General features: G+C 61.0%; 19 protein-coding genes. 9 read left to right on the plus strand and 10 right to left on the minus strand.

What is annotated here, in order from left to right; genetic code table 11:
• Positions 1-3 precede the first annotated feature (3 nt).
• Positions 4-207: a hypothetical protein gene (locus AC1DUP_RS15345; RefSeq protein ID WP_113312180.1), complete on the minus strand. Its 204-nt coding sequence runs from the start codon at positions 205-207 to the stop codon at positions 4-6.
• Positions 208-438: 231 nt separating this feature from the next.
• Here AC1DUP_RS15345 and AC1DUP_RS15350 point away from each other — a divergent pair, with 231 nt between their 5' ends.
• From AC1DUP_RS15350 to AC1DUP_RS15365, 4 genes are all read left to right on the plus strand, one after another.
• Entirely contained in the window at positions 439-882 is a 444-nt protein-coding gene (locus AC1DUP_RS15350) for a hypothetical protein (RefSeq protein WP_113312179.1), read from the plus strand.
• A gap of 2 nt (positions 883-884) precedes the next feature.
• Positions 885-1,127, plus strand: a complete 243-nt coding sequence (locus AC1DUP_RS15355; RefSeq protein ID WP_162748658.1) for a hypothetical protein — start codon at positions 885-887, stop codon at positions 1,125-1,127.
• 83 nt (positions 1,128-1,210) lie between these two features.
• A complete protein-coding gene (locus AC1DUP_RS15360; RefSeq protein WP_477833068.1) occupies positions 1,211-5,461 on the plus strand; it encodes a P-loop NTPase fold protein in 4,251 nt (1,416 codons plus the stop codon).
• Positions 5,462-5,568: 107 nt separating this feature from the next.
• A complete protein-coding gene (locus tag AC1DUP_RS15365; RefSeq protein ID WP_113302091.1) occupies positions 5,569-5,865 on the plus strand; it encodes a YkgJ family cysteine cluster protein in 297 nt (98 codons plus the stop codon).
• Positions 5,866-5,985: 120 nt separating this feature from the next.
• On the opposite strand, the gene AC1DUP_RS15370 is transcribed toward AC1DUP_RS15365, so the two are convergent.
• From AC1DUP_RS15370 to AC1DUP_RS15380, 3 genes are all read right to left on the minus strand, one after another.
• Positions 5,986-6,450 carry a DUF3597 domain-containing protein gene (locus AC1DUP_RS15370; protein WP_113311943.1) on the minus strand — a complete coding sequence of 155 codons (465 nt, stop codon included), beginning with the start codon at positions 6,448-6,450 and terminating at the stop codon, positions 5,986-5,988.
• Between the two features lie 313 nt (positions 6,451-6,763).
• Positions 6,764-7,387 carry an outer membrane protein gene (locus AC1DUP_RS15375; protein ID WP_113302093.1) on the minus strand — a complete coding sequence of 208 codons (624 nt, stop codon included), beginning with the start codon at positions 7,385-7,387 and terminating at the stop codon, positions 6,764-6,766.
• A 297-nt stretch (positions 7,388-7,684) separates the two neighbouring features.
• Positions 7,685-8,260 (minus strand): transglutaminase-like cysteine peptidase, encoded by a 576-nt coding sequence (locus AC1DUP_RS15380; protein ID WP_113311942.1) that lies wholly within the window; start codon positions 8,258-8,260, stop codon positions 7,685-7,687.
• 190 nt (positions 8,261-8,450) lie between these two features.
• On the opposite strand from AC1DUP_RS15380, the gene AC1DUP_RS15385 reads away from it, so the two are divergent.
• On the plus strand, positions 8,451-10,028 hold the full coding sequence (locus AC1DUP_RS15385) for a hypothetical protein (protein WP_477833069.1): 1,578 nt from the start codon (positions 8,451-8,453) through the stop codon (positions 10,026-10,028).
• Between the two features lie 543 nt (positions 10,029-10,571).
• Here AC1DUP_RS15385 and AC1DUP_RS15390 read toward each other — a convergent pair.
• Positions 10,572-11,048, minus strand: coding sequence for an Lrp/AsnC family transcriptional regulator (locus tag AC1DUP_RS15390; RefSeq protein WP_113311900.1), 477 nt, complete (start codon positions 11,046-11,048; stop codon positions 10,572-10,574).
• Positions 11,049-11,153: 105 nt separating this feature from the next.
• Between AC1DUP_RS15390 and AC1DUP_RS15395 the strand changes: the two genes are divergently transcribed.
• Positions 11,154-11,681: an RBBP9/YdeN family alpha/beta hydrolase gene (locus AC1DUP_RS15395; protein ID WP_477833070.1), complete on the plus strand. Its 528-nt coding sequence runs from the start codon at positions 11,154-11,156 to the stop codon at positions 11,679-11,681.
• A gap of 112 nt (positions 11,682-11,793) precedes the next feature.
• Here AC1DUP_RS15395 and AC1DUP_RS15400 read toward each other — a convergent pair whose 3' ends face one another.
• The 5 genes from AC1DUP_RS15400 to AC1DUP_RS15420 form a co-directional block, all read right to left on the minus strand.
• Positions 11,794-12,108 carry a hypothetical protein gene (locus tag AC1DUP_RS15400; protein ID WP_477833071.1) on the minus strand — a complete coding sequence of 105 codons (315 nt, stop codon included), beginning with the start codon at positions 12,106-12,108 and terminating at the stop codon, positions 11,794-11,796.
• A gap of 470 nt (positions 12,109-12,578) precedes the next feature.
• Positions 12,579-13,082 (minus strand): hypothetical protein, encoded by a 504-nt coding sequence (locus AC1DUP_RS15405; RefSeq protein ID WP_477833072.1) that lies wholly within the window; start codon positions 13,080-13,082, stop codon positions 12,579-12,581.
• Positions 13,069-14,463, minus strand: coding sequence for an HD domain-containing protein (locus tag AC1DUP_RS15410; RefSeq protein ID WP_477833073.1), 1,395 nt, complete (start codon positions 14,461-14,463; stop codon positions 13,069-13,071). Before AC1DUP_RS15410 ends, AC1DUP_RS15405 begins: the two co-directional genes overlap by 14 nt.
• A gap of 312 nt (positions 14,464-14,775) precedes the next feature.
• On the minus strand, positions 14,776-16,260 hold the full coding sequence (locus AC1DUP_RS15415) for a terminase (RefSeq protein WP_477833239.1): 1,485 nt from the start codon (positions 16,258-16,260) through the stop codon (positions 14,776-14,778).
• 6 nt (positions 16,261-16,266) lie between these two features.
• A complete protein-coding gene (locus AC1DUP_RS15420) occupies positions 16,267-16,824 on the minus strand; it encodes a terminase small subunit (RefSeq protein WP_477833074.1) in 558 nt (185 codons plus the stop codon).
• A gap of 306 nt (positions 16,825-17,130) precedes the next feature.
• On the opposite strand from AC1DUP_RS15420, the gene AC1DUP_RS15425 reads away from it, so the two are divergent.
• The 3 genes from AC1DUP_RS15425 to AC1DUP_RS15435 all read left to right on the plus strand — a co-directional run bounded on the left by AC1DUP_RS15425 (position 17,131) and on the right by AC1DUP_RS15435 (position 22,223).
• Positions 17,131-17,619 (plus strand): hypothetical protein, encoded by a 489-nt coding sequence (locus tag AC1DUP_RS15425; protein ID WP_477833075.1) that lies wholly within the window; start codon positions 17,131-17,133, stop codon positions 17,617-17,619.
• A 42-nt stretch (positions 17,620-17,661) separates the two neighbouring features.
• Positions 17,662-17,913, plus strand: coding sequence for a KTSC domain-containing protein (locus AC1DUP_RS15430; RefSeq protein ID WP_113301916.1), 252 nt, complete (start codon positions 17,662-17,664; stop codon positions 17,911-17,913).
• Positions 17,914-18,668: 755 nt separating this feature from the next.
• A complete protein-coding gene (locus AC1DUP_RS15435; RefSeq protein WP_477833076.1) occupies positions 18,669-22,223 on the plus strand; it encodes a type 2 periplasmic-binding domain-containing protein in 3,555 nt (1,184 codons plus the stop codon).
• The last annotated feature ends 5 nt before the right edge of the window (positions 22,224-22,228 follow it).

Consider the following 22,228-nt stretch of genomic DNA (forward strand, 5'->3'; position numbering starts at 1 on the left):
TACTTAGCCGCCGTTTTCCGACAGCTTCTTCACGTTCGGCGCGGCATTCCCGAAAATTGATGATGTCATCCGGATAGGCCCGATATTCCGCCTCGCTCCCGAAGCCCTCATGACAGGCGGCGCGACACGGTCGTTCGGCGGCTGCTCGCCCACATCCTTCACCTCGTCCTTGCCTTCGATGGCGTCGCTGCCTGCAGTGCTCGGCATTTCGGTCTCCTCATTCGCGTTCGGTCTTGAAACTTTCGAGCGGGAAAAGGATGCATCGGATGCGAACGAGGGAAGAGGTGGCAGGCAAGCGTTCCGGATGCACCTGATGACGCGGTTGCCGGCAGGCGCCGAAGCCCCCGGATTCTCTTCATCCCGGATCGTGCTATGACCCTGTTCAAGTCATTTCTACCACTTTATGGTGCGCCCATATCAAGGGGTTGAGGAATTGGCATGAAGTGGATTTCGCTGGCCGGGGCATTGCTTGCGGCCTGCCTCGCCGTGGCGCCGGCAAAGGCAAGAGACGTGCTCGATATCCTGCACGGCACGTTGAAAGCGCAGGCTCAGCCATTGGTGATGGAGGATGGCAAGACTGGAGGCTGTACCTATTCGTTCGTCGCGATAAAGCGGGATCATGTCTATCGGCCGGGACAATATCTTCGGGTGACCGGGCACCTCAATCTGCTCAAGACCCGTTCCTTCGTGGGCGAGACGGACATACTTCCCCCGTGGAGCACCACCTTGTATCTCACCGTTGAAGAGGCTTGGAGGGGGAAGATGGCGATATCCATTTCACGCCATCGGCGCCGTCGAAGGTCTATCTCCTCGGGGCGGCTACGGAAAGCCATCCGGACATGCGCTCGGAACGGAGAGGCACCGAAACGCCCGGGAGCGTGATGATGGTCCTCGATGCCGATCCGGCGCTGAAAATCCTCAAGGAGGCGACGACCTCCTCTCATGCGATCAGTGTCGCCTTCAACCAGTTTTACGGGGACAGGATGATTACCGTTCCGATCGAGCTCGACGTGACGAATGTCAAGCCAAACGGGGAACGGGTGCGCTCGAAGGAAACGGAGCTCGATTTTTCCCTCTGCATGCTCGACCTGATGAACGATTTTCCGGTGCCACAGAAAGCGAAGTGAGGCTGCTGCGGCAATTTTATGCGGCTAGCATTCGTGATAGGATGGCAACCTGAGGGCGTGTCGGCGGCATGTGGGGGCATCGCATGGACAGCAGGGACCCGGCAACGGAAGCATCGGGGACGGTGCGCACGCGGCGTTCGCTGGTGGCGTCGGCAGTCAATTCCTATTGGGTTCTTGCGCTTGCGCTCGCCGGACTGGTTTTGGTCCTCTACGGTTTCCTTTGGCAGCCGGCGCGGCCGGATCCGTTTGCAAAACCGGCGAACTGGATCGACTGGTTCCTCCACCCGCTGCCGGCAACAGAGATCAACGGACTCGGACAGCGCCCGCTCGGCACCCCAGGCACCGGCTGGGCGCCAAGGGCGCTTGGCGAGGCGCAGGCGGCCTGGATCGGCGAGGGCGCCCTGCAGCTGCGGCCGGAGGGCCGTTATCCCACTCTGGCCCTGTGGAGTGACGAGACCGGCGCGCTCATCGGAGCGGACGGGCGCATCTATCGTCGCGATCAGCCGCCGCTCGAGACGGCCAGGATCGACATCCGCCCGATCCAGATCCTGGAATTCAAGGCTCATGCAGGGCCAGTGGCCAGCGCCGTCTTCTCGCCCGATGGCGCGCGCATCTTGACGGCTTCGGCCGACGGCACCGCGCGGATCTGGAACGCCGCCACCGGGGACAGGCTCGACGAGCTCAGCGGTCATACGGGGAGCGTGGCGGGCGCCGCGTTCTCTCCTGACGGCAGCCGCATCGTTACGGCCGCGGCCGATGGTACCGTGCGGATTTGGGACGCGGCGACCGGCAGCGAGGTCAGGGTGCTGCGTGGTCATGATGGGCCGGTCATGAGCGCCGCGTACTCTCCTGACGGCAGCCGCATCGTTACGGCTGCGCTCGACGGCACCGCGTGGATCTGGGACGCTGCGACCGGCAGCGAACTCAGGGTGCTGCGTGGTCACGATGGGCCGGTCATGAGCGCCGCTTTCTCGCCTGACGGCGCGCAGATCGTCACGGCTCTGGGAGGCAGCGCGGGTGTTTCCGGCTCTCCGTCAGAGGCAACCGCGCGGATCTGGGACGTGGCCACCGGCAGCGAACTCAAGGTGTTGCGCGGCCACGAAGGGCCGGTGACCAGCGCCATGTTCTCTCCCGACGGCAGGAACATCGTCACCGCCTCTATGGATCGCACCATACGGATCTGGAACAGTGGCGCCGCGGAGAATACCGACGTCCTGAGCGGCTATACCGATACAGTCTACACGGCGGCTTTCTCTCCTGACGGCCGAAACATCGTCACCGCCTCCGCGGATGGTGCGGCGCGGATCTGGGTGACCGTCGCCGGAAAACGGCGCGACGTCGTGGAAATGCCAAGGACAGGTGCGACCAGTGCCGCGTTCTCTCCTGACGGCAGCCGCATCGTCACCGCTTCGGCCGACGGCACCATCAGGGTCTATAGCGTTTTGCAGGGTTTGGCGCCTTCGGCGGGTGTCCGGCTGCCAGATGACGTTGTCTGCTGGACCGCGGATGCAGCGTCCTGGGATTGTTCTTACGATGCACCGCTCCGTTCGGTCCTGCTCAGCCTGCGAATGGACGAACACGCCAGAGGCGGACCGCTTGCTCCCTCCGCCGATCCCGGCAGACCGGCTGTCGTGTTCGACGAGAAGGGCCAGCAGATCCAGCAGCAGCAGGTCCAGCAGACAGAACAGCAGGTTCAAAATCAGCAGCAGCAACAATTGCAGCAGGCTCAGCCGCAACAGCAGCAGAAACAGGAGGTCCAAAATCAGCAGCAACAGCAGACACAGACGCAGCAGCAACAGCAGCAACAGCAGCAGCAACAACAGCAGCAACAGCAGCAGCAGCAACAACAGCAGATCCAGCAGCAGGAGCTGAATCCTCCGCCTCCCGCCCAACTGGGTTTGCCTGCCGGCCTGCCGGCGAGCGCCACCTTCCGGGCGCTGGGGTTTCTCGATGCCACGACGCTGTTCGTGGTCGGCGGCGATGGCCTCATCCTGGTATCCGAACAGCTCACGTCAGGCGCGGCCACGTTCCGGCAGCTGCGCCTGGTACCCGGCGAGACATTGACGGCGATCCGCTTCGACGGCGACAAGGCAGCCTGGGTGGCGGGCGAGCGGCAGCGGCAGCCCTTCGCCATCTGGCCATTCTCCGGTCTGACCGGCAATACGCCTGTTACGGAGACCTTCGTGCTCTATGCGCAGCATCCGCTTGTCGAGACCTGGCGGGAACTGAAGAGCTTTCCGGCGCCCTGGACCTTTGCGGCCGCACCGGTCGTCTTTCTGATGCTGGGTTATGCCGGCGTTGCCTTCGCGCGCGGCGTTGCCGTCGAGCGGCGCGGCATCGAGGATGCGCCGAGTTCGGATAGCCCGATCGGCTGGCGGGACCGCGACGTCCTGCGGCTCAAGCCGATCGCGCTCGCCATGTCGCGCTTCATCCGCAACGTCGATACCAAGCCGCCGCTGACGATCGCGGTGACCGGAGGGTGGGGCACCGGCAAGAGTTCGCTGATGAACCTGCTACGCGAGGATCTGCGCCGCTATGGCGCGCGCCCGGTCTGGTTCAATGCCTGGCATCACCGCGAGGAGGTCTCGCTGCTGGCGGCGCTGCTCGAGGCGGTTCGCAGCACGGTGGTGCCGCACTGGTACACCTGGAGCGGCATGGTGTTTCGGATGCGCCTGCTGGCACTCAGGCTGCGCGGGCCGTTGCAGAGCGCGCTTGCGGCCGGCGTGCTGCTGTTGATCGCGCTCGCCGTCGCCAATATGGGCCTGCAGGGCAGGCTCGGTTCGGCCTTGACCGATCTCGTCTTCAATGTTTCGCAGACGCAATCGGCAGGCGGCGCTGCCGGCCCGGCCCCGGCGGAGAAGGCCGCAAGCCCTCAGGCGGGTGAGAAGACTGCCGGTGCTGCTGATACTGCTGGCGCCGCTCAGGAGACGGCGGAGAAGGCGACCGACGATGTGGCGCATTGGCTGGAAAAGCCGCTTGCCTGGCTGGGCCTCGACCCGAAGACGGGGATCGGCGCGATTCTCGCCTTCGCCGCCCTGCTGTTCGTGCGCAGCAAGCTCATCGCATTCCCGGTGGAGCCGGCCAAACTGCTGAGCCAGCTGCGCAACCGCGCATCCGTCACCGACTACCGCGACAAGCTCAGCTTCCGAAGCCAGTTTGCAAGCGCCTTCAGCGATGTCTGCCGCACGGCGCGAACATCGAGAAATCCGGGGATCATCATCATCATCGATGATCTCGACCGCTGTCCGCCCGATGCCGTGCTCGCCGTGCTTGAAGCGGTGAACTATCTCGTGTCCGCCGGTTCCTGTTTCGTCGTGCTCGGCATCGACCGCAAGCAGATCGAACATGCCGTCGGTCTGGGTTTCAAGGATATCGTCGACGGGCTGCCCGATCGCGAGCTCGGGGGCGCGATGCTGCCGGCCGCAGATGCTACCGATCCCGCCGTTCGCACGGTGGCCCGGCGGCGGGCCTTCGCCCGGCGTTACCTCGAAAAGCTGATCAATATCGAGACCGCTGTGCCGCCGCTGCAGCCCGATGCTGCCGTCAGCATGCTGGTGGAGGAGGGGCCGGAGCCGGATGCCGATCCGCGCTGGCTCGCTCCCTTCAAGACGACGGCCTCCTTCTTTCTGGATTTTTGCCGTACGGCGGCGTTTGCAGCCCTGATCGGCGGTGGCGCCGCATTGCTGCTGCAGCCATTTGCAACACCAGAGCTTGGCGGGGCGGCCGTCCCATCCACTATCAGCCGGCCCGGGAGCGCGACTGTTGCCGCCCCGACGCCGACAAATGGCGGGACCGGCCAGCCGGATCTGGCACCCGCGCCTGCCGAAAAGCCCTTCCGCTTCCAGCCGGCTGAGTGGCAGACCGAGCGGGAGCTGATGCCGCGCTGGGCATGGTGGGCGGGCGACGTGCTGCTCGTGATCTTCCTCCTGCTGTTCCTGCTCGTCGACCTGGCGCGGCGGCGGATGGATATCGAGAAGGACAGCTCCGCCTTCGCCGACACGCTTAGAAAGGTCACTCCGTCAGTCCATGCGGTGAACCCGACGCCACGGGCGGTCAAGCTGTTTGAAAACCGGATGCGCTATCTGGCCGCGCGCCTCGATGCGGACGCAAATCCGCACCGGCCGGATATTCTCGACAGGATCGTCCGCCGCTTCCTTCCGGCCGGCTGGTTCGACCGCAAGCCGCCGGCGCTCGACGAGACAAAGCTGCTCATCCTCGGCGCAAACGAGATCTGCGGCGACAAGATGCCAGGCGACCTCCTTGCCGCCGTCACCGCGGATGACCGCCGCACCTACACCTCGATCGTCAGCCCGGCGTTGCCGGACATGCCTTGATATGCCTTACGTTTCACAGGTCCGGGAGATGGTCGACCCGCCGGCATCGGGAGGTGGGGGCGCCAATGGTTTTGCATCTGTGGCGGATACAGTGTTAAGAGCAGGCCATGACCCTATCAACCGAGCTAGACTGTCAGGCCTGCGGCGCGTGCTGTTCCTATTCGCACGAATGGCCGAGATTCTCGACCGAGAGCGACGAGGACCTCGATTTGCTGCCGGCTCAGTTCGTCTCGGCGGATCAATCAGGCATGCGCTGTGATGGTGAGCGTTGCTCTGCGCTCTCAGGCACCATCGGTAAGCAAGTATCATGCGTGATCTACGGCCTCAGGCCGGACGTCTGCCGCACATGCCTTCCCGGAGACGACGCCTGTACGACGGCGCGTAAGGCCTTCGGGCTGGCGTAGCGCTGATCCTGGCTCTGCCGGTGTGCCTGTCGATAATGATATCCTTGCCGCCAGCCCAGGATTTGCGTTGCAGGAGGCGGCAGTCTTTGCTGCCGCCCGCCATTCAATCCAGCCCGCAAATCAATCCAGAAGATCGGCCGGCACCTTGCCGCCGTTTTCCGACAGTTTCTTCATGAGCGCCTTGTGCAGGAAGATGTTCATCTTCGCGCTGTCATTGGTATCGCCGGAATAGCCGAGTTCGGCTGCGAGCTCCTTGCGCTCCGCAAGGCTGGCATCCATTCCGAGCGCCTTCATGAGATCGACGATCGAATGGCGCCAATCGAGCTTCTGGCCGGATTTCTTGACGGCCGCGTTGAGGATCTGCTCGATATCGGCGCTGCTGGATTGGGCGGGGCTCGCTTGAGCCGGCGGCGGCGCGCCGGTTGCGGGCTCGGTCACCGGTGCGGGCTTGGCCGCGGTGGGCTGAGCGGAAGGGGAAGCTGCGGGCGTACTGGAGGCTTGCGGGGCGGCGGCCGCAGGCTCCGGCACGGGTGCCGCCTGCGCTTTGCCGAAAATCGCGTTCTTGATGCGGTCGAAGACGCTCACGGGGGAAACCCTCCTCTTGTGGTTGCGATGGGCAAACGCCGTACGGAGCCGGCTTCCCAAATGCTGACCGGGAGAGAACTAGGGTGGTAACGCGATCCGCAAAGCCCGCCGGCAGGAAACATGGTTCAGCTGCACCGCGCTGTTGTTCCCGTTCGGTGATGCCGCGTCTTCGTCATCGGCCGGGTGACGGTCGGCAGCGCGTGTGCCACCTTCGGGCGAGAGGGGCGAGCCCGGAACAGGATTTGGAAGATCGGCCAGAAATGCAAAAGCCCCGCAACATGGCGGGGCTTTCGACGGATACGGTCGCCGGTTCCTAGAACTTGACGCCGATGCCCAGCTTGATTTCCTGCTGGTCGAGATCGACATTCACGCCGAGAATGTCCTTGTCGCCATAGTCGTTGAAGCGATATTCGCCGCGAACGAAGACGTTGTTGGTGAAGGCGTAGTCGATGCCGGCGCCGACGGTATAGCCGTTGAACGTCTCGGTTTCCTTGTCGCCGCCCGGCACGTCGATGAAGCCGCGCGTCGCGGTCCAGCCTGCCGCACCATAGAACAGCGCCTTGTCGAAGGCGTATCCGACCCGGCCGCGGACGGCGCCGGACCAATCGGTTCCGATGCTTGCGCCCAGCAGGTCCTCATCATTCCAGTTGTGCTCGATGTTGCCTTCGATGCCGACGACGATATTGTCGAACTGGAAGTTATAGCCCCCAAATGCCCCGAAGACGCCGCCGTCGAAATCTTCGGAAGCGCTCACGCCGCCGATGCTGAAATCGCCGTCAAGGAAGCCGGCGCCGCCATCGATGCCGAAGTAAGGCCCCGACCAGGTGAAAACAGGTGCCATCGCAACGGGTGCGGATGGAACGTCTTCCACCAGATCGGCGGCGAAAGACGTGCCGGCAGCAAGGGCGAAAAGGAGAGTGGCGATAGTCGTCTTCATGTGTGTACCCCGGAATATGCTCAGTTTTGACAAACCAACAGGTAGCAGCCCTGCACCAAAAGGCTGTAGCGGCAAAGACACACCAGCAGAACTGTACGCTAGCGTACGGACCCGCATTGCGTGTTGAACCGCGAGACGCCCTGTCTGCCAAGGCTTTGAGCAAGAAGAATTTTTCCTGACGGCAAGTCGGCACTCCACTGCGCAGAGACGCAGCGGCCGGATTTCCATTTTGCAGCTTGTACGCGAGGCGGATGCCGGGTCGGCGGATGGGGAGCCTGTCAGGCCCCCATCCCAATCTCACGAAAACTCGTTCGCCCTTGGCCCCGCAAGCGTTACCCGCCAGGTCGATCGTTTCAGGAAATCCTGGGTTGCCAGAAAAGTATAGGGCGTGGCTCTCCAGGGTTTTACCCCGTTGTCGAGATTGTCGAGCACATAGTCGCCGTCGTCCATGCGGGCGATCAGCACGACATGGTTTTCGTCATGCGGGCCGATCACCACCGAAAGCGCCAGGCGGTTTGCCGGAAAGCCGGCGTCGATCAGGTCCTTCATCTTCTGAAGAGCGTAATCCTCGCAGTCGCCCCGGCCGCTTGAAGGCAGGGTCCAGACATCGTCGTTTCCGGAGGCGGAGCGGTCCTCCGTCGAGCGGACGCGGAGGTTCACGGCGCGCGTGACCTTGCGCAGAAGCGGCATGCCCGCCTCATCCGCTGCCGGTCGCGCCGAAGTCGCACGGCAAAGCCAGCGGTAGCTCGCACAGGCCGACGCGAATCCCACCGGCGCGCCGATGCTCCTGCCGACGGGCAGGACCTGTCCGGCAAATGCCTGAAATTGCGTGGGAAAGAACACAAGGGAAACAAGACAAACCAGCCATCGCATGAATCACCCCTCTATTGTTCGCGGAGAAGGTAACATAGTTTATACTAAAACTTTAATAAAAATTATTACTTACGTAATTAACTATAGATTAAGAACCTGTGCCATTATCCACAGTTTATTCTTGGAATTAACAGTTTGCTAATATAGGAATTCTCCTCGTTAACGGTCTGTTAACTTTGGGAGAAAATAGATGATCCGCAAAGCAGCGAAGTATAGCGTCGCCGTTGCTTACCTTCTGGCAAGCAGCAGCCTCACAATGGCCGCGCCGGCAGTTGTCAACTGCGCCACGGCAGCGCCGGGTTCGATTGAGGCAAGACTGTGCCTGCCGACGAAATCCATCCGCACCGACGATGACAGCCGCACTGTCAATGATGACAGCAGCGGCAACCGCTCCGGCAACCGCAACGGCTCCGGCTCCGGCAAACAGGCGTCGAACCAGAATTCTTCCGGCGATCAGGGCAATGGCGGCGATGACGGCGACGGCAACACCGGCGGCTCCGGCCCTGGCGACGGCGACGGCGATCATGGCGGCCATCCTGGCGGCAAGGACCACGGTCACCACGGCGGCAAGGACCATGATCATCACGGCGGCAAGGACCGCGATCATCATGGTGGCAAGGATCGTGACCATCATGGTGGCAAGGACCGCGATCATCATGGTGGCAAGGATCGCGACCATCACGATGGCAAGGACCGTGACCACGATGGCAAGGACCGTGACCACGATGGTGGCAAGGACCGCGACCATCAGGGTGGCAAGGACCGTGACCACGATGGTGGCAAGGACCGCGACCATCAGGGTGGCAAGGACCGTGACCACGATGGTGGCAAGGATCGCGACCATCAGGGTGGCAAGGACCGTGACCACGAGGGTGGCAAGGATCGCAACGATAAGGGCGGCAACGACCGCAATGATAAGGGCGGCAACGACCGCAATGATAAGGGCGGCAACGACCGCAACGACAAGGGCGGAAACGATCGCAACGACAAGGGCGGAAACGATCGCAACGACAAGGGCGGAAACGATCGCAACGACAAGGGCGGAAACGACCGCAACGACAAGAGCGGAAACGACCGCAACGACAAGGGCGGCAACGATCGCAACGACAAGGGCGGCAACGACCGCAATGATAAGGGCGGCAACGACCGCAACGATAAGGGCGGAAACGACCGCAACGACAAGGGCGGCAACGACCGTAACGACAAGGGCGGAAACGACCGCAACGATAAGGGCGGTAGCGACCGCAACGATAAGGGCGGAAACGACCGCAACGACAAGGGTGGCAACGACCGCAACGATAAGGGCGGCTCTGACAAGAGCGGCAATAGCGGTAATAGCGGCTCCGACAAGGGCGGCAGCAGCGGCAATAGCGGTGGCCGTTCCGACAATAGCGGTGGCAGCAGCAGCAGTGGCGGCGGCTCCGGCAACAACGGTGGCAGCAGCGGCAATAGTGGTGGCGGCTCCGGCAATAACGGTGGCAGCAGCGGCAACAGTGGTGGCGGTTCCGGCAACAGCGGCGGTAACAGCGGTGGCAGCAGCGGCGGCTCCGACAACGGCGGCGGCAATAGCGGCGGCTCGGACAACGGCGGTGGCAACAGCGGCTCCGACAAGGGCGGGTCTGACAAGGGCGGCTCGGACAAGGGCGGCTCGGACAAGGGCGGCTCGGACAAGGGCGGCTCGGACAGGGGCGGCTCAGACAAGGGTGGCTCAGACAAGGGTGGCTCTGATAACGGCGGCTCCGACAAGGGCGGACACAAGCCCGGCTGATCCGGCATCCTGAACCGGAGGAAGGGCTTCAGAAGTGAAGCCCTTCTTCAATGGCGGTATCGGAAATGCGGCCCGGTGACGGTGACTTCTTGCCATCATCCAAAGGACGCATTCCCTTTCCTTCCTCATTCCTGTGCCCGCGTGCTGGCGCGAAGGAAGTCACGGGAATCCAGGCATCGCGCCTCGGCGCGGTGATGGCTCAAATGTATTGCGTCGGAGTCATCTGCGCCCGAGGGGAGCGGGCGCGCTGGGTCTGCGTGAGATAACCCGGGCTGGGCCGGGAACACGGAGACGAGGGAGGAAAGGGAGGCATACCAGAATCGGTTCGAGCCGACATACGTAACCGAAACGGGGCTTCAGCGATGAAGCCCTTTTTCATGCCGTGTGGGCAGCGCCACCATGGCCGCTTTCGGCCCAGGCCGGGCACATGGCCGCCGCAAAATCAGGCCTGGACGTGCTGACTTGTGCGAGAGGTTCGCAAGGCGGATTTCCCTTGAAAATCGTGATCCCGGTTTCGTCGTGGAACGTGAGAATCGTGCAAGGCTAGCGTTCCGCGATCAGATCGCGGCCGATAGGTTTGGGGCGTTCGCTGCGCAGGACGATCGCCGTCGTAACGGGGCCGTAGCGGGCAATCGAATCGACGATGCCTTCAAGGTCGGCCGGCGAGGGCACGATGACTTTAAGGTGGAAACAGTCCTCGCCCGTAAGCCGCAACACCTCGATGATCTCCGGCATTTCGGAAAACTGCTTCAAACACGGTTTGATATGTTCGTGCGTCGTGCGCAGGCGGATCACCGCCATCATTCCGAACCCGAGGGAGGCAGGGTCGACGACCGCCCTGTAGCCTGTGACGATGCCGCGTTCCTCAAGCCGCTTGAGCCGTTCCGAGGCTGCGGGCTGGGAGAGGCCGACCTTTCTGCCCAGCTCCGAAACGCTGATACGTCCGTCATCCTGAAGAATTTCGATCATGGCGATATCTGTCGGATCAAGTGCGGTACGATTATCAGTAACCTTCGCCATCTGCCTTGAATCCATCGGTTTGTGCTTCTCTTTTCCGATGAATGCCAATTCTGTTTGCGCCTGTAAACGGCCAGAATGAGCCGAACGCAACGAAGAGGTTAAGCGGTGAGCGAATTCATTCATCTGCCTGGCATTGGCAATTCCGGAAATACCCATTGGCAAAGCCGCTGGGAGGAGGCCGACACGTCCATCCGTCGCTTCTCGCCGGCAAGCTGGGATGCGCCTGATCTTCCCGATTGGATCGCGGCGCTGGAACGGGTCGTGCGGTCTGCCGCAACCCCGCCCGTTCTGGTCGCCCACAGTCTTGCATGCCTGCTTGTCGCGCATTGGCAAAAGGTATCGGACGCGCCGGCCAGGGGTGCGTTTCTGGTGGCCGTGCCCGATCCTTCCTCGGCGGCATTCCCCGCAAAGGCGGCGGGCTTTGCAGCCGTGCCGCAGGAACGGTTTCGTTTTCCATCCCTGATCGTGGCAAGCACCGACGATCCCTACGGCTCGCTCCCCTATGCCGAGATGCGGGCGGCTCAATGGGGAAGCGACCTCGAAATCATCGGCGCCTTCGGCCATATCAACGGGCAGAGCGGCCTGGAGAACTGGCCCGAGGGGCGGGGATTGCTGAGAGTGTTCGCGGCCTGACGCAGATCTCCCGGCTTTGGCCGCGTCCGAAAGCCGGGAATTTCGCCGCGACATTCTCTACTCTTCCAGGGAGCGATGGACCGGCGGCTCGATATTTTGACGACGGGCGCCTTCAATCCCGGTCACCATTTCTGAGGAATTGCCACTCGATCCCGGTAATCCGCGTCGGCTTGACGAGGTGCATGCGAGCCTGCAACAGCCGCAGCGTCGGAACGAGCTTTCGAGGGTCCGCAATCCCCGCGGGGATGGGCCTGCCCATCTCTCTGTAATGTGACTCCATTTCTTCCCTGAAGTCTCTGATATCGAAGCTGTCCACGCCTGCGTTGAACCAGTCAAACAGGATGACATCGCATACAATATCGAGGCTGTTCGGGTCGTCGGCATAGGGCAAGGGCGGCATTGGCGGACCTTTTAAGATGGAGTTCATCCTTAAGTCCCTCCCGAGGCAGTGTTCCCCAACGTAGTTTCGTCAGATGGCCGGCGAAACTGTGGGGCTCGCCACCCAGCACAAAGACGAGCCCCAGCCCCGGTGTTTTTGTCATCTAAGCCCTCCACCGCGACATCACGAGTAGACCCCCGCGCCTGAAGCGCAGCAATTCGACCAGTGGGATTAGCTCGGCAGTTGGCGGCAGGGAATCCAGCTTCTGCGGGATTTTTTACGCCTGGAGCCGGGAATATACCTGTGGATAAAATCGGACCGGTTCATTGTGATTAGCCTGCTGCGAGCACCGGCCTAATCCTTGGGCACCGATGCAGCCCGTCTACCCATAGGGATCCGCAGACGACAGAATAACCTGCCGGATGATCATGGTCATGTTATCTAATGTTGCCGTAAATCGACGGTGACATCGTTTTAAGAGACAGGCCGGTAATTTTGACTTTACCGGCCGTTATTCTTCACGCGATGGCAGGGAGCCTGTTGGGAACTACGGCGTAAAGCTTGCGATAGAGTTCTTTCGCTTTGGAAAGACGATCTCCATCTGCCTTTTCCGGCTTACGCCTCGCTGTCTCCGCCCATGGGTCGTTGAATTCGGCATGCAGGAAAAGTGCTGTTGCAGCGAGTTCCAACTCTACCGAGTCTGCCTCAGCTGCCGCCTTCGCGAGTTTCAGACGCTCCGGAGGACCGTTCGGTGCCTCCGGAGCGGCCAACGTAAAATCTGAATAGAAGCCACCCCATGAGGCAGGATAAACTTTCTCGGAAACATTTCTCAACGCAACTGCGTCTTCGGTCGCAGTCGCGAGCTCCTCGCTAAATGGACCGTAATGCTTGTACTTGAAATGAAAGCCCTCGCCGAGGTTCGCCATCTCCAGAAAGAAGGACACCTTCTGAAGCTTTGTGCGTCCAACTATACGGCCTCCAGCATCTCTAATGATACTTTTGACCTTTTCATTGTCTCGCATTACTGATCTCCCCATCGATAATTGCGTTGACGATCCTCTGCGTTTCCATGTCACTCCGCTTGCAATAAACTCTGAACAGTTTGAACGGTTTCACGGCCGCAACGACGGCCGAGCGTTGCTTCAGATCCACGAGCTTTCCGCCGTTAGTATAGATATTGATCCGATCGAGTGGCCCCTGCGTCTCCTCGACCACTTTGTAAGGCGACCGTTGCGCTTCATCTAAGTGAATTGGTGGCATATCCGCGTCCTGACTTCCCAGCCAATCGGTTAGCTTTTCCTTGATTTTCGCGCAGCATGCATCGATCTCGTCATCGGCCTTACCCGAGTCTTCAACAGCATGCGCGACCTTCTCTCGAACATCTATGCATTTCCCCAATTCTCTATACCTCAGCGATTGAGCGAGGCTGGCGATGGCACCATCCGTAGCTTCGCACATGAGGGGCAAAGCTCCCCACACAGAAGTATCGTCGAGGCCGAGCGCGGACTCTACATCGTTCGGGTTCCAGGCAAACCGAACTATGGGATGGTTGCTCGGCAGCCCCGTTGCACCTAAGCTATCATTTTGAATAAGCATGATTGTGCGGTAGAGTAGTTCGCCGAAAATCTTTTCAGCGCCACGGGTTGCCTTGTGGAAATAGACTGTTGGGTAGAGTTGAAACAGTCCAAGAACGTAAGCTTCAGCGCCAAAAATTGCCTTGGGACCCAAGACGAAGGTTTCGATCTCGCCAATCGAGGATTCATCAACGCCAAAAGGTACGCTGGCAATCTGTAAGTTCGCGATCAACCACTTGAAATCGATTCCTGCGTGCTGCGTTCCTGTCATCAGACGGTCACGGCGCATGTAATCGAGACGATCGGCATCGAACTGGCTCGAAACCACCGCCCTATAGACGTTCTTCTTGCCACGACCGCGAATGATATCAGCCACATCATTTGCGAAACCGCTTCCGAGCTCATTTAGAACCGGTGTGACCTCACTGTCGCGGATAAGGACGTCGCTAACATGCTCGTGGTCGGCCATCTTCAGGTCTAGCCGCTTGCCTACGCTCTCGAAAGCATGGCTAAAGGGTCCGTGACCGAGATCATGCACCAAAGCAGCAGCAAGCGCCTGTCGCATCTTAGAAACCTCTACCTTAGACACGTGCCTGCCGATGACGTCCATCAACATACGCGCAGTGTGGAACACTCCGATACTATGGGCGAGCCGAGAGTGCGTTGCTCCTGGGTAGACCAGATCGGAAAATCCAAGCTGCTTCACACGTCGAAGTCGTTGAAAAGGCCTCGTTTGAATGGCCTTCCAGAGGACCCCTTCGAACTCGTCTCGCTCGGTATCGAATTCGATGAGATCATGCAGCGGATCACGAATTCGCTGTCTCCCCATTAGCTTTGTTCCTACTTTGTTCTGTGCGTCATTTCAAGTCAAATCGTTTATGATTCTCTCTAAAGATGCATTAAAATTTGTAGCTATCACCCATCTTCACCAAAAAGGTGGTCGGGGTTCCCCGCCGCCTCATGCAACGGACGATCATGGGGCTTCGAATTCCGCTCCGGCCAATTCTGGATGATAACATCCGGCGGTTGTATGACGCGCTCAAACTGTTGAGTTGGCCAGCACGAAATGCCTGCTGTCGGCGCCAAGCGGCCATGATATCCTGTCGCACCTGCTGCCGAATTCCGCAAATCCGCTACGCGCCTACCCATAGACATCATACTCCACCGCCGCCTTCACCCCATCACCCGCTCGGTGACGCGCCTTCTTCACCACCGGCTGCGTGAAGGTCAGCGCCAGCGCATCGCCCTCGTTGGGCGAGGGCAGGCCGCGCTCCTTCATGTCGTCCTTGCTCTCGAGCTGGATCTTGCCATCCAGCCGCGCCACTGTCTCGGGCCCGACCAGATCCTGATAGAGCAGTTCATTGGCGGGATCGATCGCGCCGCCGGCCTTCAGCCAGCGTTTCATCTGGCCCCAGATATAGGCGCGCATATTGTAGTAGCCGGCGTCCAGAACCTTGGTGGAGCCGAACCAGACGAGCTGCCAGGAGCGACCCATGACCGTGCCGGCGCTGACGATGCCGGTTCCGTAGCCGGCATCGATGAAGACCGCGTCGGCCTGATATTCATCCTCCAGCCGGGCGATGAGGTTTGCGACCTCGATATCATTGTCGTTGCGGGCAATGGTCGCCAGCCGCTTCGAATAGAGTCCCTGGCGCAGCATGATCACCGTCGGGTCGTCGCCGGTCCAGGCGGGATCGACGCCCAATATGACCGGCGCGAAGCCATATTGCTCGGAGCGCAGATGCACGGCGCGCGCCCGGTCGGCATCGTCTGACGAGATGAACTGCATGGCGGACTGGCTCGGAAACTGGCCGCGCACGCGCACCTTGACGATATCGCTATCCTCGCCGTGATCGTCCACGAGACGTTGAAGGAACTGCTTGTTGGTGCCGGGCACCGAGCGGCTGTCGATCTGCCGTCCTACCCAGCGGTGGCGGAAGCGGCGGAAACATTCGCGGAAGCGGCCGCTGTTTCTCGTCGGGTTACCGAAGACGATCCAGATGATGATGGTATCCTCATCGGTAAGCGCGCCCTCGGCCACTTCCCACACCTTGTCATGGATCTTCGAGGCTTCGTCGAAGAGCAGCAGGATGATCTTGCCCTTGTTGTGCAAGCCGGCGAAGGCTTCGGTATTGTGTTCGCTCCAGGAGATGAAATCCTGCCGCCAGCTTTCGCTGCGCTCGGGGTCACGTGACTTGATGGACATGGCCTGCACATCGAACCAATGGGCGGTGATCGACAGGCGAAACCATTTGCCGATCTCGGGTGCGGTCTTGGTGCGCAGCTGGCCCTCGGTATTGGCTGTCGTGACCACCTTGCAATCGGCAAAACAGGACATCGCCCAGTTGGACAGCATGCCCATCTCGGCCGATTTGCCGATGCCGTGGCCGGAGGCGACCGATATCTGCAGCGGCTGGTAGCGCGTGGCGGGGTCGGCCAGATGAGCGCCGATCAGTTCGTTGATCTCGTCCTGCCAGGGGCGGGGGCCGTCGTAGCCGGCGAGCTCACCCATGCCCCAGTCCCAGGCAAGCCGGCTCCAGCGCTTCGGGCTGAAACGGCAGGAAGCGGCGAGCTCGATGATATCGTCGTTGGGATCGCGGCTTTCGCCTGAAGCGGGCAGGGCCATGGTCACCTACTCAGCCTCGCCGTCATTGCGCTCGTCATTCCGCTTCTGGGCCCGCTCCAGCCGTTCGGCCAGCGCGCTCAGGCCCTTGTGCTCGACGATCTCCTTGAAGGCATTGATGCGGATATGCTTGCCGATCAGCTCCAGCCGGCGCAGCCGCTCGGCAAATTTCACCTTCTTCACATGGCCGATCTCCCGGCGCTCCTTGCCCGTGCCCTCGTAGAGCGCGGAAATCTCCAGATCCGTCACCAGCCCCTGGCGCCAGATGGCAGGCCATTCCCTGATCGGCAGCAGGTCGCCATTCTCGTCATAGAGATCGCCGAGATCGGCCTCGGCCTCGGCGGCGAGCCGCGTCAGCAGCCAGTCCGCATCGACCTTCATCCGTCCGGAGCGCTCCGCCTTGCCGGCCTCGATGGCGGCGGCGATGGCCGGCTCCTGCAAAAGCGCGCGCGCCGTCGCTTTCGCCCTGCGCGTGGAATAGCCGGCGCGGATTGCCGCCTGCTCTCCATCGAGATCGACAGGATATTCTTCCACAAAGCGCTGCTGCCGCGCCGTCAGTTCCATCATGCCATCATACCCCGGTTTGCCGGAGAGATAGCCGGGCAATGGTTGTCGAGGCGAAAGCGCGCACCGGAACAGCCGGGCGGGAACTTTTTCGGATGAGCGGCGTTGTGCGCTCCAGCCAGACCTCGTTCCCTGCGTTTCTGGAAGGATGAGCCCGTGAGCATGTCGTGTCCGGACGATGCTCGCCCCGGCGTGGATCGGGATCGCGGCCACAGGGACCAACCACCGCTCTTAACTGAAAGAAAACCTCTTCGTTGCCGAGAAAATCGATTTGATAATACCGCAACAGAGACGAGAGGGAGCTTTACGATGCTTGAAAAACTCAGAAGATCTCTTGGTATGTCCGCCAAAGACCGCCGTGAGAGAGAGATAAACTGGATCGGCTATGCCGAAAAGCCATCCAGGCTCGTTATCGAATTTACCGATGGCACCACGCGCACCCATCTCAATGTCCTGCCGGGCCATATCGTCGGCCTGCGGGTGGCGGCCGACAAGCTTGACTATTACGAATCCCAGATTGCGCCCGACAATCTGGCGCTCGAAATCGCAGGCGCAAGGACCATTGCAAATACGAGCACGAAAGCGAGCATCCATATCAGGCCAAATGTGAGCGCGGGGTTCATGAGCCTGGGGGCCACGAGTCTGGCGGCTACGAGCATGGGGGCCCCGAGCATGGGAGCCCCGAGTATGGGAGCCCCGAGTATGGGAGCCCCGAGTATTGGGCGCACGAGTAAGAGGGCTATGAGCATGGGAACGAGAGCGGCGGCAGTTTCCGAAAAGCGCAGGGCGCAGTCCTGAGATCTCACCTGAGGTCCCTGCGTCCGCTTCAGAGTAGCGACCATGGAAGTCTCATCACGACTGATCAAGGAGATCACCTATGATCCGGCGACGCAGATCCTGGAGGTCGAACTCCGCCTGAAAGGCCGCCGCCGCTTTTTCAACGTGCCTTCCTCAGTCTTCAATAACCTGATCACCGCGGCGTCGCCCGGCTGGTATTACACGCAGCACATCCGCGATGCTTTCCCCCGCGCCGACGACAAATCCCGCAAGCGCTTTTCCTTTCCCTGGCTCAGCATCCGCCGCCATCACTGATCGCAGGCGGAATTCCGATGGCCGCGCCTTCAGCCCCGCACCATGAGGGTGCAATGCTGCCGGCATGGCTGCAACAATGGGCTAAGTCCTTGAAAATGAATAAGTGACGCATGAAGGCCAAAAAACTTTTATATTTTTCTCGTCATCCAGAGCTGTTTGCTGAATTGAATTTCTTTACGCGTATTTTCAGGGGTAAGTGGATCACTTATTCAGAATCAATGACTTAGCCGGAATTTCGGGCATTTTTGCCGCATTTTACCGATTTCTTATTCATTTTCAATTGGTTAGTGGGGGTGGAAGAGGGGGAATTCGAGGTGATGTCGCAGCTTTTTGGGTTATGGACTGCGCCGAGCCTGCCCTCCGGCTAACCCAAACACGGATCAACTATATTTTGGAAATTGCTAATTCAATGAAAGATAGCAGTGAGCTTAAGTGAAAACTCAGCTTGCGGACCGATAACTACTTTATTTCCCGGCGTCTTTCTTTTTTCCGAATTACCCGTTGCGGCCTACGCTCTTCCCCCGTTACTTCAAATATGCTACTATAAAGTGAGTTAGGGAGGGTAACATGCGTATCTTCGTACTACTCATCGCCATTGGCCTCAGCGTATCGACCGTCGCAGTCGTCCCACCTGCCGCAGTGGCAGGCCCATGCGACCCGAATGTCGGCAACTGCTAGCCAGAAAAATCCGGATACACCGGCATTGACCGGTCCCGCTTGAGAACCTGCGAACGCCACGATTTCTGGAGAGGCGGATGGATAATCCTTGGCCGGCGGATATCCCGTGGTCGCTCTGGAACTACCAGGGCCTGACCATTAGCGACATGCCGCAACTGCCCATGATGGGCGTCCGGTTCGAGCCCGCTTTCCTCTACGCTTTCGCTTTCGGCTGCTTTTTCGTGGCCTTCTTTTCCTGGCCGCGGTTCAAGGCGAAGGGGCGGAATATCACTGCCACTTCGGAAGCGCTGCGCGATTTCGACCCGACGGACCTCGGCGGCCAGAATTCGCTCCACAGGGCCTATTTCATCTATGCCGGCGCGATGCTGATCCTCTATGTGTCGCTGACTTTTTTCGGCAAGCTGATCTTCCAGGCAACGCAGATGATCCCCGTTGCCGGCATTTCCGTCGATATTGCCGAGTTGAAATTCGACAGTCCGCAATGGCCGCTGACCCTTGCGTTCGCCTTCGCGGGGCTTGCGGATCTGCTGCCGCCGGTGCGGATTGCCGAAGAGTGGCTGCGCAACCGCGCCTACCGGGCAGCCGGCATCCCCGTGCGCATCGAACAGACCACCCGCAGCCTCATCGCCACGCTGGAGGAACCGCCGGCGCGCAACGGCGAGCGCCGGGAGCATTTGCGCAACAGGGGCAGGGGCTCGCTTGCCGAAATGCTGGAGCGCTTTCGCAGGAACTGGTGGGACCAGATCGATGGCAATCCACGCGTCAAACGGCTGCTCGGAAAGCGGACGTCGCGAACCCGCGAGCTGCTCTCGCTGCTGTCGGAACTGGAGCTCCTGATCGTCTGGGCAAAGACCACGCGCGGCAGCTGGCCGGGCGCCGAGGTTTCAGCCCGCGTGCGGGAGACAGAGACCAAATTCGTCGATAAGGCCGATGCCCTGCTGAACAGCTTTCAGCGCCGGCTGCAGGAAACCGGCGATTCCAATGCAACCGATCCGGCCAATACCGCCAATCCCGATCTGCATGCGAGCGAAACCCGGTTCGACGACTATATCTCGGATGTGATGAAGGAGGCGACTTCGGTCCGTTTCGAACTGGTGACGCTGCTTGCGATCTTCCTCGAGCGCGATCCGGATTTTCGCGGGCCGGCCAGGGCGCCGAAGTCCGGCCAGGCGCACCCGATCGATGCGCTTGCCGATCTGCTGCTCGAAACCGACCGGCCGGACGCCGTCGGCAGCGGGCCGGAGGCGGGGCTGCTGCTCTCACTCATCCCCGTCTTCATCCTGTTTGCCGCCAGCGCTTGGCAGGGCGCGCAGGAGCTTGTCAGCCAATATGTGGAGACGACGAACCTCGCCGGGGTGCTGCTGACGGCACTGGTCGAAACCCTGAAGATCGCCTCGCTGACCTGGCTGCCGCTTCTGGCGGCCTTTTCGCTGCGTCAATACCGGTGGGACACGAAGGATTGGGTCGGCGCCCAGCAGGATTGGGACTATAGAAATTCCTCGCGCCTGTCGCAGATGATGGGCTGCCTCGCGCTGGCGCTCGCCGCCTCGGTCATCGGACTGACCGGGGTTGCGATGCTGCGGGCCTTTGCCATCGCCCAGAATGCGAACCATTTCAATTCGCTGCTCTTCGGCGGATCGGCCCCCTTCATCCTCTATTATCCGACCCTTGCCGTCACCCTTCTCCCCATGGTGCCGATATGCCTGGCGGCGGCCGATGCGCGGGCGCATGGAAGGCCGGTCCTTGGCCATGCGGTGCTCTGCGCCGCTTCGGTGCTGGTGCTCTCCATCGCTCATAGCTGGTTCTGGGATCCCGGCTGGCCGGGCGAGTGTTTCAGGGCGGAGACAATTGCGACCGCAGCATGCAGCCGGCGGTCGGATACGCTGAGCCGGCTTATCCTGACGGTCCTGGCGTTCCTTGCAAGCTGGAACCTCGGCCAGCCCGGCTTCAGCAGAACGCGGCGACGGATCAACCGAAAGCAGGCGGAGTTTGTCTGCGCGGTCCTCATGGCCGCCACCTTCGCGCTGAGCACGCCCGTTTTCGCTCGCGACGTGCGCGTCGGCTTCCGCGACAATATCGAGCCGTTCTCCTATCTCGTCGGTGATGGGCACGGAAAGGCGCATCATATCGGCTACCTGGCGGACCTCTGCCACGAGATATTCTCGGTCGGCGAATATACGATCGAGGAAGTGTCGGTCACGACGGCCGAACGCTTCAAGCTGGTCAACGGGGAGACGGTCGGCGACAAGAAGCCCGTCGAGGTTCTCTGCGATACAGTGACCATGCGCTTTTCGGGATTGTCGATCAGCGCCAATGGCGATTCAGGCGATGATGCCGATGGGCGGTCCAAACGGGACTGGAACAGCATCTACTCGCCGATCGTCTTTGCCTCCGGCGTCTCCTATCTCGTCCGGTACTCGCGAGATGCGACGACCTACGCCGGCGATGTCGTGATCGGTTATGTCTCGGCAACGACGGCCGCAGACGTTGCCTTCAAGAGCTGTCAGGTCGACTTCTTCAAGGGGCTGGCGCCGACCCAGCGAAAGGCACTCTACGAGCGCTGCCGTTTCCTCGATGCGGCGGCGGCGGTCAGGCGCAGGATCGAGATGCTGCTCCCCGACAATCCCGGCCCGCGTGCTTCCGCCCCGGCTTCGTCTGTAAAGGCGATGCCTGGTGATGCCAGCGTATCGCCCGAAAAAGAGCTGCCACCTGGTTTCAAGGCATCGCTTGAAAAGGCGCTCCAAAGCGCGCAGATCCTCGCAGGCATTTCGATTCAGCCTGATACGACATCCTTTCTGCCGCTGCCGTCGCAGGAGATGGCGAGCAATCTCATCACCACCGTGGGGAAGATTTGTGGGTCGAGCCCGAATACGTCGGGCGATCAGACCGCGCCATCGATCGTCCTGTGCGACGACGCGCTGAAGTCCGATCCGCTCAAGTTGATATCCGCCGCCGTCACCGATCCGCGTTGCCCGTCAGCCAACCCTCCTGAGAAGAAGGAACTCAGCGAGGCTGACAGGAAGAAGAGATCCTGGCGTGAATATCATTTCTGTCCGATGAAGGATTACGGGGATCTCATCCAGTGGTTCTGCAGCCCGAATCCGGGCCTGAGGCCGGTCTTCATGGGCGATAGGGAGCTGATCCTCGGCAAGCTCGACAGCTGGAACGCCCGCAATACGCCCTGCGCGGTGGAGCAGTTGATTGGCGCCGAATATCTGACCTACGAACCCTATGCCCTGCTCGTCAGCAGAGACGATCCCGAGCTGGTTCAATTCGTGCAGAGGCGCGTCTACCAGATCTTTTCCCACCGCTCGACGGCAACGGCGCGCTTCGCCTCCTATTTCCCCAAACGCAGCATGTCTTCTGCGCTCGCCTATCTTTACCTGCTGAATGCGGTCGATCCCGAGCAGGGCTATCTCGTTCCTTGCAATACGCACGACAAGGCGAAGAGCGCGGCAACAGGCCCACCCTCGGCGGCGTCCGGCCTGGCTGACGACGTCAGGTCCTGCGCAGATGACGAGGCCGAACAGAAGCCCGGTCCTGTCGCCGTGGGAGCCTGGCTGGCGGCTGTCGGTGACCGGGCACGGTCGATGCTGTCTTCGGTGCTGCGCGCCTCGGGGATCGTCGAGTGAATTCG

It is taken from the genome of Rhizobium sp. 01L419, assembly GCF_056400025.1.

Bases quoted from the DNA above. Each gene is read 5' to 3' on its own strand.
- AC1DUP_RS15350 (WP_113312179.1), top strand. From the start codon at position 439: ATGAAGTGGATTTCGCTGGCCGGGGCATTGCTTGCGGCCTGCCTCGCC.
- AC1DUP_RS15400 (WP_477833071.1), bottom strand. From the start codon at position 12,108: ATGAACTCCATCTTAAAAGGTCCGCCAATGCCGCCCTTGCCCTATGCC.
- AC1DUP_RS15355 (WP_162748658.1), top strand. From the start codon at position 885: ATGGTCCTCGATGCCGATCCGGCGCTGAAAATCCTCAAGGAGGCGACG.
- AC1DUP_RS15415 (WP_477833239.1), bottom strand. From the start codon at position 16,260: ATGGCCCTGCCCGCTTCAGGCGAAAGCCGCGATCCCAACGACGATATC.
- AC1DUP_RS15390 (WP_113311900.1), bottom strand. From the start codon at position 11,048: ATGGCGAAGGTTACTGATAATCGTACCGCACTTGATCCGACAGATATC.
- AC1DUP_RS15410 (WP_477833073.1), bottom strand. From the start codon at position 14,463: ATGGGGAGACAGCGAATTCGTGATCCGCTGCATGATCTCATCGAATTC.
- AC1DUP_RS15435 (WP_477833076.1), top strand. From the start codon at position 18,669: ATGGATAATCCTTGGCCGGCGGATATCCCGTGGTCGCTCTGGAACTAC.
- AC1DUP_RS15375 (WP_113302093.1), bottom strand. From the start codon at position 7,387: ATGAAGACGACTATCGCCACTCTCCTTTTCGCCCTTGCTGCCGGCACG.
- AC1DUP_RS15405 (WP_477833072.1), bottom strand. From the start codon at position 13,082: ATGCGAGACAATGAAAAGGTCAAAAGTATCATTAGAGATGCTGGAGGC.
- AC1DUP_RS15360 (WP_477833068.1), top strand. From the start codon at position 1,211: ATGGACAGCAGGGACCCGGCAACGGAAGCATCGGGGACGGTGCGCACG.
- AC1DUP_RS15345 (WP_113312180.1), bottom strand. From the start codon at position 207: ATGCCGAGCACTGCAGGCAGCGACGCCATCGAAGGCAAGGACGAGGTG.
- AC1DUP_RS15365 (WP_113302091.1), top strand. From the start codon at position 5,569: ATGACCCTATCAACCGAGCTAGACTGTCAGGCCTGCGGCGCGTGCTGT.
- AC1DUP_RS15425 (WP_477833075.1), top strand. From the start codon at position 17,131: ATGCTTGAAAAACTCAGAAGATCTCTTGGTATGTCCGCCAAAGACCGC.
- AC1DUP_RS15380 (WP_113311942.1), bottom strand. From the start codon at position 8,260: ATGCGATGGCTGGTTTGTCTTGTTTCCCTTGTGTTCTTTCCCACGCAA.
- AC1DUP_RS15420 (WP_477833074.1), bottom strand. From the start codon at position 16,824: ATGATGGAACTGACGGCGCGGCAGCAGCGCTTTGTGGAAGAATATCCT.
- AC1DUP_RS15430 (WP_113301916.1), top strand. From the start codon at position 17,662: ATGGAAGTCTCATCACGACTGATCAAGGAGATCACCTATGATCCGGCG.
- AC1DUP_RS15385 (WP_477833069.1), top strand. From the start codon at position 8,451: ATGATCCGCAAAGCAGCGAAGTATAGCGTCGCCGTTGCTTACCTTCTG.